The sequence below is a fragment of the Exiguobacterium sp. s64 genome, from assembly GCF_018618035.1.
Classification (GTDB): domain Bacteria; phylum Bacillota; class Bacilli; order Exiguobacteriales; family Exiguobacteriaceae; genus Exiguobacterium; species Exiguobacterium mexicanum_A.
In genome coordinates this window covers 607872-621312 of record NZ_JACSLH010000001.1, presented here as the reverse complement: position 1 = coordinate 621312, position 13441 = coordinate 607872, and the positions used below count along the sequence as shown (strand labels likewise).

General features: G+C 53.9%; 10 protein-coding genes. 4 read left to right on the top strand and 6 right to left on the bottom strand.

Annotated elements, in window-relative coordinates:
• The first annotated feature begins 185 nt into the window (after positions 1-185).
• The 3 genes from KNP64_RS03195 to KNP64_RS03185 all read left to right on the top strand — a co-directional run bounded on the left by KNP64_RS03195 (position 186) and on the right by KNP64_RS03185 (position 2890).
• A complete protein-coding gene (locus KNP64_RS03195; RefSeq protein ID WP_214791402.1) occupies positions 186-632 on the top strand; it encodes a MarR family winged helix-turn-helix transcriptional regulator in 447 nt (148 codons plus the stop codon).
• Between the two features lie 79 nt (positions 633-711).
• Positions 712-1425, top strand: coding sequence for a YebC/PmpR family DNA-binding transcriptional regulator (locus KNP64_RS03190; protein WP_138859483.1), 714 nt, complete (start codon positions 712-714; stop codon positions 1423-1425).
• A 145-nt stretch (positions 1426-1570) separates the two neighbouring features.
• Entirely contained in the window at positions 1571-2890 is a 1320-nt protein-coding gene (locus KNP64_RS03185; protein ID WP_214791404.1) for a Na+/H+ antiporter family protein, read from the top strand.
• Between the two features lie 148 nt (positions 2891-3038).
• Here the strand turns inward: KNP64_RS03185 and KNP64_RS03180 are convergent, their stop codons facing one another.
• From KNP64_RS03180 to KNP64_RS03155, 6 genes are all read right to left on the bottom strand, one after another.
• Positions 3039-4490 carry a glutamate synthase subunit beta gene (locus KNP64_RS03180; protein WP_138859485.1) on the bottom strand — a complete coding sequence of 484 codons (1452 nt, stop codon included), beginning with the start codon at positions 4488-4490 and terminating at the stop codon, positions 3039-3041.
• Positions 4487-8926 carry a glutamate synthase large subunit gene (gene gltB, locus KNP64_RS03175; RefSeq protein ID WP_214791407.1) on the bottom strand — a complete coding sequence of 1480 codons (4440 nt, stop codon included), beginning with the start codon at positions 8924-8926 and terminating at the stop codon, positions 4487-4489. Before gltB ends, KNP64_RS03180 begins: the two co-directional genes overlap by 4 nt.
• Before the next feature lie 278 nt (positions 8927-9204).
• Positions 9205-9954 (bottom strand): TspO/MBR family protein, encoded by a 750-nt coding sequence (locus KNP64_RS03170; protein WP_138859487.1) that lies wholly within the window; start codon positions 9952-9954, stop codon positions 9205-9207.
• Between the two features lie 217 nt (positions 9955-10171).
• Positions 10172-10984 carry an aldo/keto reductase gene (locus KNP64_RS03165; RefSeq protein ID WP_214791409.1) on the bottom strand — a complete coding sequence of 271 codons (813 nt, stop codon included), beginning with the start codon at positions 10982-10984 and terminating at the stop codon, positions 10172-10174.
• Between the two features lie 66 nt (positions 10985-11050).
• A complete protein-coding gene (locus tag KNP64_RS03160; RefSeq protein WP_214791411.1) occupies positions 11051-11848 on the bottom strand; it encodes an ABC transporter permease subunit in 798 nt (265 codons plus the stop codon).
• Positions 11849-12721 carry an ABC transporter ATP-binding protein gene (locus tag KNP64_RS03155; RefSeq protein ID WP_214791413.1) on the bottom strand — a complete coding sequence of 291 codons (873 nt, stop codon included), beginning with the start codon at positions 12719-12721 and terminating at the stop codon, positions 11849-11851.
• Positions 12722-12842: 121 nt separating this feature from the next.
• On the opposite strand from KNP64_RS03155, the gene KNP64_RS03150 reads away from it, so the two are divergent.
• A complete protein-coding gene (locus KNP64_RS03150) occupies positions 12843-13406 on the top strand; it encodes a TetR/AcrR family transcriptional regulator (protein WP_214708614.1) in 564 nt (187 codons plus the stop codon).
• Positions 13407-13441 lie beyond the last annotated feature (35 nt).

Below are 13441 nucleotides of genomic sequence, written 5' to 3'. Positions count from 1 at the left end.
CGCTCAGTAAAATCGAATGCGTTTTCATGAAAATAAAGCACAACCTATATGTAAACGCTTACATTGATTGTGTACATGATGAGGCGAATGCGCTGTGCAAAATATCATGGGATGAGGATTGGTCGTCCACCCCGCGCTCGGTCGTGTATAATGAAGAAAGAACTTAATTAGGAAGTGACATGATTATGCCAAGACAAGACGCAGCCGATCAGTTCGTGAAACTGATTCCATTAATTCGCCGGAAGTTGTTACGTCGTTCCGACCTTCCGCAAATCCCAAACTTAAACTTTTCCCACTTTCATCTCCTCATGTTGATTGAAGATGAAGGCGCGGTCACGAACGGACACATCAGTGAGACGTTATCGATTGCCCCGCCGAACGTGACGCCGCTCATCACGAAGCTCGTCGAGGAAGGCTATATCACCCGCGTGCCGGACGAACGCGATCGCCGGGTCATCTGGAACCAACTGACCGAAAATGGCGAACTCGTCCTCCGCGAGCGTCGCGATTCATTTCGCCGGCTGTTCGAGGACCGTCTTGCGTTTCTGAACGAGGAAGAGACGGACCGCCTGTTTGACAGTTTGAAGACGCTGACGGAGATCGTCGAGAAGATGGATAAGAGCGAGGGATGATTTTTGCTCGTCAACATCCACGTCTTCTTATATAATCGAGGATGAATCAATCGAACAATGGAAAGAGAGATGACATGTAATGGGTCGTAAATGGAACAACATTAAAGAGAAAAAGGCGTCAAAAGACGCCAATACGAGTCGCATCTATGCGAAGTTCGGCCGTGAAATCTACGTAGTCGCCCGTCAAGGGGAACCAGATCCAGAATCAAACCAAGCACTCAAGTTCGTTGTCGAACGGGCGAAGACGTACAACGTCCCGCGCGCAATCATCGACCGTGCCATCGACAAAGCGAAGGGCGGCGACGAAGAGAACTTCGACGAGCTCCGCTATGAAGGATTCGGACCGAACGGCTCGATGCTCATCGTCGACACGCTCACGAACAACGTCAACCGGACGGCGTCTGAAGTCCGCGCCGCTTTCGGTAAAAACGGCGGCAACATGGGTGTCAGCGGGTCGGTCGCTTACATGTTCGACGCGACGGCTGTCATCGGTGTCAACGGCATGTCTGCCGACGATGTACTCGAACTCATGATGGAGCACGACCTCGACGTCCGTGATGTCATCGAAGAAGATGAGACGGTGATCGTCTATGCGGAACCAGAAGCGTTCCATGCCGTCCAGACTGCCTTCAAAGCAGCAGGCATCGAGACGTTTGAAGTCGCGGAGTTGACGATGCTGCCCCAAAACGAGATTACCCTCGACGACGAGTCGAAAGAACAGTTTGAAAAACTACTCGACGTCCTCGAAGACCTCGAAGACGTGCGCCAGGTATACCATAACGTTGAAGGATGACGAACGAGCGATAACTTTTCGGAGTTATCGCTTTTTTTGAACAATCGATTTGACAACCCGAAACACGTATGTTAAATTTCAAAAGTCTTTATCATATTAAAGTGATAACAAGAGAAAGAGTTTTGAAAGAAAGGTGTTGGAATTGATGAATGCTGTCTTATTAGCTGTTATCGTATTATTCGCTCTCGCGATCAGTCGAGTTCACATCGTCTTGTCGCTCATCCTCGCCGCCGTCGTCGGTGGTCTCGTCGGAGGTCTCGGGTTCAATGAGACGTTGACCGCCTTCAGTGACGGGCTCGGCGGAGGTGCGACAATCGCCCTCAGTTACGCGTTGCTCGGCGCCTTCGCCGTCGGTCTATCAAAAACTGGACTCCCAGACATCCTGGCTGAAAAGTTAATCAGCATGTCAGGACGCGACGTCACCGGTAAGAGCGTGGCGCGCGTCAAGGCGTTGTTGCTATCGTTCCTCTTATTACTAGCAATCAGTTCGCAGAACGCTTTACCGATTCACATCGCGTTCATCCCGATCGTCATCCCACCGCTCCTCGTGCTCTTTAACGAGTTGAAGCTCGACCGCCGGCTCGTGGCGACGATCCTCACGTTCGGTCTCGTCACGCCGTATATGTTACTTCCGGTCGGATTCGGTGGCATTTACTTGAATGAGATTTTGCTGCCAAACGTGGAAACGAACGGCATGGCCGTCGGTGATGTCAATATTGTCAGCATCATGGCCATCCCAGCCCTCGGTATGCTCGTCGGTCTCGTCACCGCCTTCTTCCACTACCGGAAGCCGCGGACGTACGATACGATTCAACTCGGGCCTACTGATTACGAGATTCGGACGTTGAGCCCGCTCAAAATCTGGCTCACAGCTGCCGTTATCCTCGTCGTGCTCGTCGTACAGCTTCAGACCGAATCGATGATCGCATCGGCCGTCTCAGGACTCATCCTGTTGACGCTGCTTCGTCTCATCCCTTGGTCAGAGGCAGACGACATCTTCACGAGCGGGATGCGCATGATGGCTTTCATCGGCTTCGTCATGATCGCAGCAAGCGGTTTTGCCGCCGTCATCCGCGCGACCGGTGCCATCGATCCGCTCGTCAGTGGTGCAAGCGGCATCATGGGCGACTCACAATTTGTCGCCGCGCTCGTCATGCTCCTCGTCGGACTCGTGATCACGCTCGGTATCGGTTCGAGTTTCTCGACGATTCCAATCATCGCGGCCATCTTCGTCCCGCTTTGCATCCAATACGGTTTCTCGGTCGAGGCGACAATCGCCATCATCGGGACGGCCGGTGCACTCGGTGATGCTGGTAGCCCGGCAAGTGACTCGACACTCGGACCGACGAGCGGCTTGAACGCCGACGGTCAACACGACCACTTGCGTGAGACGGTGTGGCCGACGTTCCTCCACTACAATATTCCGCTCATCGTCTTCGGTTTGATCGCCGCCATGGTGTTGTAATCACTTCCGATTGCGCCGAGCGTAAATCGTGCCGAGCAAGACGAGCACGAGTAAAAACCAAACCCCGGTGTACATGAGGATTTCGATAATCATTTCTGACTCCTCCTAAATGTCCATGTAAAAAGGAGCGACATCGCGTCGCTCCTTTTTATGATGAAGTTTTTAGCTGTTGTTGACAAGTGTTCAAGTATCCGTCGACGGTCTCCGCGACTTCGCGGCCTTCCCGGATCGCCCAAACGATCAAACTTTGTCCCCGTCTCGCATCCCCTGCGACAAACACACCCTCGATGTTCGACGTATAGTCATGGTTCGCCTCGATGCCGACTTTCCGAAGTTCACGCTCCGGTCGTTCGAACCCGATGGCGACAAGGACGAGATCAGCTGGATACGTCTCGACCGAACCGTCGACGACGAAGAACGTCGCCTGTCCGTCCGGTTTGACGATTTTCTCCATCCGTTCCGTCTCAATTCCGACGACCCGGTCCCCTTGTTTAATGACCCGGTTCGAACGAATCAAATATGTGCGCGGGTCACGGTCGAAGTGTTCGATTGCTTCCGCATAGGCGTAATCGGTCGACAACGTGTCCGGCTGGAGCGGCCATGGCTTCTCCGGTGCCCGGAACATACCTTTCTCCGGGTGTTTCCCGAACTGTGTCACTGACTTGGCGCCTTGACGGATTGCCGTCGCCACACAGTCCGCGCCCGTGTCCCCGCCACCGATGACGATGACGTCTTTCCCGTTCGCGTCGTATCGGGCGTCGAGCGATTTCCCGCCGAGTACCCGCGTCGATTCCGTCAAATAATCCATCGCCGGCTCGACGCCTGTCGCATCATCTCCATCGATGCCGAGCGTCCGTTGTTTTTGAGCCCCTGTCGCTAGAATGACGGCATCGTATGTGTGACGGAGTGACTCGATGGTCACATCGGTCCCGACGTTGACGCCCGTCTTGAAGCGGATCCCCTCCGCCTCAAGCAGACGGACACGACGCCGGACGACATCTTTCTCGAGCTTCATGTTCGGGATGCCATAGAACAACAGGCCGCCCGCCTCATCCGCTTTCTCATAAATCGTGACCGCATGGCCGAGCTGGTTCAACTGATCGGCCGCCGCGAGCCCGGCCGGCCCGCTGCCGATGATGGCGACACGGCGGCCGGTCCGCTTCATAATGTGACGAGGTTTGACCCAGCCTTCCTCGAAGGCGCGATCGATAATCGTCCGCTCAATCGATTTGATGGCGACCGGGTCCTCACTGATGCCGAGCGTACACGAGCCTTCACACGGAGCCGGACAGACACGACCCGTGAACTCCGGGAAGTTGTTCGTCTCCATCAAGCGCTCATAGGCCCGATACCAGTCCTGATCCGTCACGAGTTTGTTCCACTCGGGAATCAAGTTGTGAATCGGACAGCCGATCGTCTCTTGTCCGATCATGTCCCCGACGTGACAGAACGGGGTGCCGCAATCCATGCAACGCTCGGCTTGTTTGACGATCGGTCCGTCTTCCATCCGTGAAGCGTATTCACTGTAATCATGAATCCGTTCGAGGACGGAACGTTCTGGCAATGTCTCCCGTGGGATATCAATAAATTTATGTCTCATGCTCCCCCTCCTTCAGTCACGACGCGGAATAGTTCGAGGGAGCGGTCGGCGTCACTCAATTCCGGCCGCGTCGCCTCGATGTGACGCATGACGTCAAGTACGTTCGCATAATCACGCGGTACGACTTTGACGAAGCGTTTTCGTTCTTGCTCAAACGCCTCAAGTACGGCTCTCGCTTTCACACTGTCAGTATGGAACTGGTGCATCTCGAGCAACGCGTAAATCTGTTCGGCATCTTCATCGGTCAACTCTCGATCAATCGAGACGAGCTCTTCGTTGACAAGTTGTTCGTACGCCTGGTCCCCGTAAAGGTAGGCGACTCCGCCCGACATCCCGGCCCCAAAGTTACGACCGACCGTACCGAGGACGACGACCGTCCCACCAGTCATGTACTCACAGCCGTGATCGCCGACGCCTTCTGTCACAGCGACCGCACCCGAGTTACGGACGGCAAATCGTTCTCCGACATGACCGTTGAAGAACGCCATCCCAGACGTCGCGCCGTAGAGACAGACGTTCCCAGCGATGACTTGTTCGCTCTCTTCAAACGGGGCATGTTTCTCGGCGATGACGGCGAGTTTTCCACCACTCAAGCCTTTCCCGACGTAATCGTTCGCGTCACCGATGACCGAGATCGTGATCCCGCTCGGCAGGAACGCCCCTAAACTTTGGCCGGCCGATCCGCTGAGGCGAAGTGAAATCGTATCCTCGGCGAGACCGACGTTGCCATGCACTTTCGTCACTTCATGCCCGAGCATCGTCCCGACGGCGCGGTCCGTGTTGCAGACGCGGCCGACGAAGAACGTCGGTTGGAGCGACTTGATCGAGCGCGATACGGCCGGGATCAATTTTCGGTGGTCATACGACTGATAGGCCGGATGTGGCAACTCTTCTTTTTCCGGCAACGCTGTCGGAATCGATAGCATCGGTGCCAAATCAAGTGTTCTCGCTTTCGGATGTTCTTGTTTCCAGACGCTTTCCTCTAACAAGTCGGTCCGGCCGATGACGTCACGGAGCGATTTCGCACCGAGCGAGGCTAAAATCTCTCGCACGTCTTCGGCGAGGAACGTCATCAAGTTGACGACGTGTTCGGGTTTGCCCATGAACTTTGCGCGCAAGTCCGGGTCTTGTGTGGCGACACCGACCGGACACGTGTCGAGGTGACACGCCCGCATCATGATACAACCGAGCACGACGAGCGGCGCCGTCGCGAACGCGTATTCTTCGGCGCCGAAGATGGCGGCGAGGACGATATCACGCCCGGTCATGAGCTTACCGTCGGTCTCGAGCGTGACGCGGCCCCGGAGTCCGTTCAACGCGAGCGTCTGATGCGTCTCGAGCAGACCGAGCTCCCACGGGAGTCCCGTATGCTTGATTGATGTCCGTGGTGACGCCCCGGTTCCTCCGTCATAGCCACTGATGACAATCGTGTCGGCGTTCGCTTTGGCGACACCGGCCGCGATCGTCCCGACGCCTGACTTCGAGACTAGTTTGACGCTGATTTTCGCGTTCGGGTTGACGTGCTTCAAGTCGAAGATCAGCTGAGCCAAATCTTCAATCGAATAGATGTCGTGGTGCGGCGGTGGCGAGATGAGTCCGACACCTGGGACTGAGCCGCGCACTTCGGCGACCCATGGATATACTTTGTTCCCTGGCAATTGTCCACCCTCACCCGGCTTCGCACCTTGCGCCATCTTGATTTGAATCTCATCGGCGTGATACAAATATTCGGCCGTCACACCGAAACGACCACTCGCGACTTGCTTGATGCGACTGACGCGTTCACTGCCGTCCTCATCAGGCGTGAACCGATTCCGGTCCTCCCCGCCTTCTCCTGAGTTGCTCTTGCCGCCGATTTGGTTCATGGCGATGGCGAGCGTCTCGTGGGCTTCTTTCGAAAGGGAACCGAATGACATCGCCCCCGTCTTGAAGCGGCTGACAATCGAGGCGACCGATTCGACTTCGTCGAGCGGGACGGCATCCTGCTGTTTAAATGCGAACAATTGACGCAAGAATTGGCCTGACGATTCGTGGAGTTTGACGTAGGCGTCATAATACCGGCGCTCGTTCTCACGGCAGGCACGCTGGAGCAAATGAATCGTCTTCGGGTTAAAGGCGTGCTCTTCCCCATCAGCGCGCCATTGGAAGTCGGCTCCGGCCTCGAGCGGTCGTTCGCGCTTATAGGCAGATTCATGCTGCCGGCGCGACTCTTCTTCGAGTTCGGTGAAACCGACACCGGACAACTGTGATGTCGTCCCGCGGAAATGGCGTTCGATCAAGGCACGGTCAATCCCGACCGCCTCAAAGATTTGGGCCCCACGGTAACTTTGTACGGTCGAGATCCCCATCTTCGACATGATCTTGACGATGCCATCGACCGATGCCGTCTGATAGCGGCGAACGGCTTCTGTGAACGAGTATGGCAGTTGACCGGCCTCGACCGCCTCGGCAATCGTCGCATAGGCGAGATACGGATAGACGGCGTCAGCGCCGTACCCAATCAAGGCGGCCGCTTGGTGCACTTCACGCACTTCGCCACTCTCAGCGACGAGACTGCACGACGCGCGAAGGTTGACGCGAATCAAATGTTGGTGGACGGCGCTCAAGACGAGGAGCGACGGCATCGCCAACAGGTTTTCGTTCATGCTTCGGTCTGACAAGATGATGACTTCAGCACCGTCGCGGACGAGCCCTTCGACACGTTCGAACAACGTCTCAAGAGCAGCCTCGAGGTCGTGTTCGTATGTCGTCTCGACCCGTTCGACGCGAAGCGTCTCGTTCACTTGTTCGACCGCGGCCGCATCAAGGAACGGATGTTTGAGCCAGACGCGACGCGCATGACCGCGGCCGGTGTGGACCGGGTTTGCGAGTGGTCCGAGCCACGTGAACGTGGCCGTGACGATCTTCTCACGCAATGCATCGATTGGTGGGTTCGTGACTTGGGCGAAGTGCTGTTTGAAGTAATGGAACAACGAACGTGGTCGTTCAGACAAGACCGCGACCGGTTGGTCATGACCCATCGAACCAATCGGGTCTTTCTTCTCAAGGATGAGTGGGACGAGATATTGTTCGATATCTTCTTTCGTGTAACCGAACGCCCGCTGTTTCCGGTGCAGGTCGGCGACGAACGGCTCTTCGACCGGAGACTCTTCAAGCTTAGTCATCTGTTTCAACCATTTACCGTACGGCTCGGCGCGCGCGATCGTCTGTTTGATTTCCGCGTCAGGGATGAGGCGTTTCGACTCTAAGTCGATCAATAGGAGCTGGCCTGGACGAAGTCGCTGTTTCGACTTCACGTTCTCGGCTTGTACGGGAATGACGCCGCTCTCAGACGACAAGATGAGTTCGCCATCAAGCGTCTCGATGTAACGCATCGGCCGTAGTCCGTTCCGATCCAAGATGGCGCCGATTTGACGGCCGTCCGTGAAGACGACACCAGTCGGTCCATCCCAAGGCTCCATGATCGATGAATGATATTGGTAGAAGTCTTTTTTGAACGGATCTATTTTTACTTCTGCGAACGGCTCAGGGATGAGCATCATCGCCGTATGAGCGATGGAACGTCCGGTCCGTGTGAAGAACTCGAAGGCGTTATCGAGCATCGACGAATCGCTGCCCGTCTCTTGAAGGACTGGGAACAGCTGATTCACGTCCTCGAACAAATCGGTCGATGTCACGCCTTCGCGCGCTCGCATCGCGTCGATATTGCCGCGGAGTGTGTTAATTTCTCCGTTGTGCACAATCATGCGGTTCGGATGGGCCCGCTCCCATGATGGGAACGTGTTCGTCGAGAAGCGAGAATGGACGATACCGAACGTGCTCTTATAGGCCGGCGCCTGCAAATCGAGATAAAATCGCTCAATCTGTTCAGGCGTCAGCATCCCTTTATAGACGATCGTCTTCGTCGATAAACTCGGCATGTATAGATTCAAGTCTTCGGTCTTCTCAATCGTTCGTCTGAGTTGGTAGAGTGTCCGCTCGTTCGAGTCGTAGTCTGCGAATGGGCAAGAAACGAACCATTGATAAATCGTCGGCTGTGTCACCCGGGCGTGTTCCCCAATGGCCAAACTATCGACCGGGACCTCACGCCAGGCGATGGTCGCATAGTCAAACTCATCGGCAATCGCTTCCATCTGCCGTTGCTTTTCTTGCAGCCGTGATTCGTCAGGTTGGAAAAAGACCATCCCGACCGCGTAGCGACCTGGTGTCGGCAAATTCATCGTCTCGAGGAACAGTTCGTGCGGTAGCTCGGTCATGATCCCCGCGCCGTCTCCGGCATCGATGACGCCTTGCCCGCCCCGGTGCTCCAGCTTACAGAGCATCGATAATGATTTACTGACAATGTCGTGTTTCTTCTCTCCGTTTAGGTTGACATATAGCCCAATGCCACATGCGTCTTTTTCGAATCGTGAATCGTACAAGCCTGTTCGCTTCATCGAATCAACCCCTCTCTCTCGATCTTGTTTCGTAAATTTTATTTTGTTCTAAATATTCTGATAAATCAAGGGGCTTGTATACCATTCTGCATAATTCACGTCCATCACCATATCGATGTAAGCGTATTCATTAGCGTTATCAAGCAATTTTTGAAAACATGTTATAATGCATAAAGAATAATTATCCATAAAATATATTGATGTATAGGTTCATAAGAACTCAAATAAACTCACAAAAAAAGCGGTAGTCCTACGAGCTACCGCTTCTGCTTTCGACCTTATTCAACCGTTTTTCGTGAGTGATGCAAGAATGCCCGGGGTTTTTTCCAAATGATCAAGCCGACATATCCGAGAGTGAGCAAAATCAAGGCACTGACGAGGACGACGTAAAGCGTCGCATTGTCAATTCGTGCAAAGATGGCGATGTAGGCCCAGACGAAGACGAGCGGATAGATGAAGTCACGATGCCACCACATGAAGACGAGCGCCAGGACAACACCGACCATGAGCATGAGCGATGTCCAAGCCAGTTCGTCGAGCCCGAGCAACGTGGTGACATTTTCTCGGTTCATGACGACGAACACGTTGACAATCGTCGCGACAGACACCCAGCCGATATAAATCGAGAACGGGAACCGGTCGAGCCAACTTGTCGACGTCCGGAAGGCGATGTAATAGAGCCAGGCGAGCGTCGCGAGAAATGCGACCATGACGACGAGCGAAGCGATGAACCATTCGTTCGTGAACGTGAGCAACCAGAGGCCGTTCAAGATACACGAGACGAGAAAGCCCGCTTTCATCCGATTCGCCTGCCGGTTCGCAACCGACCCTTTCTTCAGTTGCAAGACGAGCCAGACGGCGAGCGCGATATAAATCACGCCCCAAATCGAGAACGCGTAGCCCGCCGGTTTGAAGTAAATATCGATTCGGTCCGACACGGCCGCATTTTCACCGCTCGCGAAGTAGTTGATGACGACCGTCGCCAAAAACGCCAGCCAGTTGATTAAAGGCCATTTTGATAAGTCCATGAGTACGATCCTCCGAAGAAGACCTGACACCTCCTTTATTAGCATAGTTTTCTATACCCATGTGCCAACGCTCATACACATCCGGACTAGCTCCTGAATAACTCGCTGGACACATAATAAAACGACTCCGGCCTTAACCGGAGTCGTGTCGAAGAAGCGGCAGTGTCACCGCATTCGGGATCGTCCACCTAAGTAGGTGGGCGACAACATCAATTGTTTAGAAGTCGATCTCGTCCGGGTCGGGACCGAGACGGTCATGCGTCGCCAAGGCATCGATTTTCGCCAAGTCGTCCGCATCGAGCGCAAAGTCGAACACTTCGAAGTTCTCTTGAATGCGGTGCGGTGTGACGGATTTCGGAAGCGCGACATTCCCCGTGTCCAAATGCCAGCGAAGCACGACTTGCGCCGGCGTCTTGCCGTGTTTCTCCGCGATCTCAGCGAAAGTCGGGATGTCGAGGAACTTCCCTTGCATGAGCGGGCTCCAAGCCTCAACTTGAATGCCCTCGTCTTGGCAATACTCGACGAGGTCCGGTTGCGGCAGTTGCGGGTGCAACTCGATTTGATTGATGAGGGGCGTCATGAGACCCGCTTCTTTCAACGTTTCGAGATGATGTTCTTTGAAGTTCGACACCCCGATCGCCTTGATTTTACCGGCCTCATAGAGGTCAATCAAATCTTTCCATGCCTCGACGAACCCGTCGACTGGCCAGTGGAGGAGGCAGAGGTCCAAATAGTCCGTATCGAGTCGAGCGAGTGATTCGTTAAACGCTTCTTTCGTCCGGCGCTGGCGGATATCTTCGTTCCAAATCTTCGACGTCAAAAAGATATCTTCACGAGCGACGCCAGATGTTTGAATCCCTTTGGCGACGCCTTCTTCATTCTTATAAACAGCTGCCGTATCGATATGGCGATATCCGACTTTCAGTGCCTCGGCGACAGCCTGTGGCGCCTCCGTCTCGTTGTCGACTTGCCATACCCCAAAGCCGATCATTGGAATTTTGACACCGTTGCGTAACGTTGCGAGTTGCATACAATCATTCCCCTTTCAAAACTGTTCGAGCTGATTGTATCATACCCGTCATTCTATTTCGAAAAACTAAATCGTCAAATCTTTTCGGGTAAAACGTCCATAAGACAACAGCATTGCGACGATGAGAAGTCCCCCCAACCAGATGAAAGAACGAAACGCTGATTCCCCTTGGATTTGAGCGTTGGCGTCAAACAACGAGAAAATCGATAACGTATTCAACCAGTCGAGCTGGTCACTAAATCCCGAGAAGACGTTCGCCATCAAGAAGAGCGCGAAAATCCCACCTGTGACCATATATGACCGTGTGCTGTCGTCGAACAGGCTTGCGAGAACATAGGCGAGCGCACCGAGGACGACTAGAATCAGTCCTGCGTTCAACTGAAGCGTCCACAGTAAGCCGATGTCGATCTGTAAATCAAACAACACGTTGGCGAGCATCAGACTGAGCCCGTTCAACCCGACGAGCATACCACTCGCGATCACAAGCAACACCATACTAGCCGTCACGTAACCGCCACGTGAAATCGGTGCGGCCAAATAAAGCATGACCTCACCCGAATCGACCGGTTTAGCCATGAGCCGTGAGGCGAACGTGAGCGCGAACAGGATGGCCAATACGTAAAAGATGAGCCCATAGTAATTGCCCGCGAGCAGATTGATGACGTTGTCCATCGCCAAGTTCGGGTCGATTTTAAACACTTCTAGCAACTCGGGTGGCAACGAATCCAACTTTCCTTCAATCAGCCCCGTCTCTTGGATGGATGGGAACACCGCCGCCAAAAAGAACAAGTAGAGGCTCGTCCCGAGCGAGTACCCAAGAATCCAGCTACGATTTTGTTTAAACAGTGCCGAGATGAGAACCATTTATTTCGCCTCCCCATAATATTGCATGAACAGATGCTCGAGTTCGTCCGTGCCGCTCGACAACGATTGGACTTCGTGACGGGCGAGTCGATGAATCAAGTCATTCAACTCTTCGACCTTCGATAAAGTGACGGTGACGACCACACCGTCACGCGAACCGACTTCTTCGCTCAACCGCATTGCTGCCGCCTCGTCCTTCAATTCGATCCGATACGTCTTCTGACTATGCCGTTTTAACTCGGTCATCTCCGCTTCGATGATCATCCGACCATCACGGATGAGTGCGGCCCGGTCACACGTCTTCTCCATCTCCGGGAAGTGGTGGGAACTCATCAAGACCGCCTTACCCGCTGTTTTCTCAGCGATGACCCAATCGACGAGCCGTTCCTGCATGAGCGGGTCGAGCCCGCTCGTCGGTTCATCGAGAATATAAACCGGCACATCTTTCATGAAGCAGGTGACGATGGCAAGTTTTTGTTTCATTCCTTTCGACATCTTGCGCACTTTGAGTGACGTATCGAAGGCGAACACGTCACGCAACGTCCGTTCGCGCTCCGCGCTCGTCACATGAAGTTTCCGAGTCAGTCGGATGACATCTTCCCCAGTCATGTCCTGTGGATAATTGATTTCGCCAGGCAAATAGCCGACAAGCGCCTTCACCGTCTCACTCTCGTTCCAGCAATCATGTCCCATGACGGTGGCGACACCCGATTCAGCGTGGAGCAACCCCATCAAGTGACGAATCGTCGTCGATTTCCCCGCCCCGTTCGGTCCGATAAATCCGAACACGGTTCCCGGCTCGACCGTCAACGACACGTCGAAGATGCCGTGTGACGCATCGAAACGCTTCGTCAGTCCTTTAATTTGAATCACCGCTCTCACTCCTTAGTTTTGAAATTTATTATATACATGATTACAAAACTAGTATATCACGTTATTTTTTGAAATGGAAATGGTATATTGATTACAAAACATTAGAGAAGCGAGGGTCATCATGGATGGATTCACAAAACGAACTGAAACGAAACGACGAGCAATCTTAGACGCCGCCTTTCGACTAATGAACGAGAAGCAGTCCCGTTTCACGGTGAGTGAGCTTGCTCGCGCCGCCTCGGTCTCACCGGTATCGATTTATAATTACTTCGGCTCCAAAGAACAAGTGATTGTCGCCGTCTTGACCGAAATGACGGAGGAACAGATGGGATGGATCGAGTCACAAATCGCTGACACCGTCCCGTTCGATCAATTGCTGATCGAGATTTTATCTCGTAAAATCGAGACGGCCGGGCTGTTCGACGAGACGATCACTTCGATGATTCAAGCGGACGCCTCGTGGCAACAGTTGGCAGGACGAGGCTACGCCGCATTCCGGCAATTGATTGAGTACGGGAAGACGAGCGGGGCCATCGACCCGGAGCTGTCGACCGATTCGTACTTACGCTACGTCCAACTCGTGCAGCAGGCGATTTTGTCCGACCCGTCCTTCCCGTCAGGTGACATGAGCTCGTTGATGCAAGACTATTTTCATTTCTTCTTGAACGGAATCATGAGCCGTTGACGACAAACAAGCGACCACCGAAGAGGATGGTCGCT